This window comes from Mesorhizobium sp. M7A.F.Ca.ET.027.03.2.1 (assembly GCF_003999175.1).
In the GTDB taxonomy this organism is placed as follows: domain Bacteria; phylum Pseudomonadota; class Alphaproteobacteria; order Rhizobiales; family Rhizobiaceae; genus Mesorhizobium.
The window spans coordinates 1-1,060 of sequence record NZ_RZOM01001494.1 but is presented as its reverse complement, the minus strand read 5'-3'; the positions used below and the strand labels follow the sequence as shown (position 1 = coordinate 1,060).

The window sequence follows — 1,060 nt, the reverse complement described above, 5'->3', positions numbered from 1 at the left end:
CTTCGCCGGCGGCATAATTGTCCTTGTCGAGGGCGATTTCGAGGCCGTCAGGCGTTTCGGTGGTGGTCGAGGAGACATACCAGCCGGCATCGAACTCGTAGCTTGTCGCCGGTCCCTCGGGATCCGATGTTTCGACCTCGAGGCGATACTGACCCCAATCGACCGGCACGGAGACCGTCGCGTCGCCGTCGGCGCTGAGGTCGACCTGACCGTTGGCGATCGACTTGGTGAAGGTGACCGGCTCGTAGTTCCAGGAATTGTTGGAGCGGTACCACTGGTAATTGCGTTCGACCTTGACCAGCGTCCACTGCGCGCCTTTCAGCGCCTCGCGCTTGCCGTCGGGATCGACGGCGATCAGGCTGAACTTGGCGGTGCCGCCCTGGGGCACTTCATTGTCCGCGAAATCCGGACGGATGCCGATCATATGGCCTTGCGGGCGGATGCCGATGTTGAGCGAACGCTCGATGGCGCGGCCGCCGGTTTCGCGCATCCTCACCGTCACCTTGGCGTCGACCAGCTTGGTGGTCGAGGGCAGTTGGTCGACGGAGACCGGGAAGGTCACCTTGCCGTCATCGCCAACCACCGGCAGACCGGCGAGGGGGGTGACCGTGGGTTCGGCCGACTGCTCGTCGGCAAGACCGAAGGAAAAGCCCTGGAAACGGTCCCAGTGGCGCGACGTCGACAGCGTCAACTCGCCTTCCAGCGCCAGGCCCGCCGCCGGCGCGCCATAGAGGAAGCGGCCGTCAATGTCGATGTTGGCGGTTTCGCCCTGGGCGATTTCCTGCTTGTCGGCCTTCATATCGAATTCGATGCGATCCGGCACGAAATCCTCGACCAGGAACATCTGGCTGGCCACCGCCGGCTGCTTGGGATCGGTGTAGATCGACACCGACCAGGTGCCTCGCATGGCGTTGGGTTCGAGCGGCAGGTCGACGGCATGGCCACCGGCCGAAGCGCCGTCACTGACGATGCGGCGGCTTTCGACACCGTCGGGGCGCGAGAAGACGAAGGTCAGCGGCAGGTTCTCGACCGCCTTGGCGGCGCCGTCGCGGGCAAGGGC

1 protein-coding gene is annotated in these 1,060 nt (G+C 65.1%); it reads right to left on the bottom strand.

What is annotated here, in order from left to right; all coding sequences use genetic code 11:
* Positions 1–1,060, bottom strand: a 1,060-nt coding sequence (locus EN750_RS35900; RefSeq protein WP_245482915.1) for an MG2 domain-containing protein, incomplete at both ends; no start/stop codon positions are given.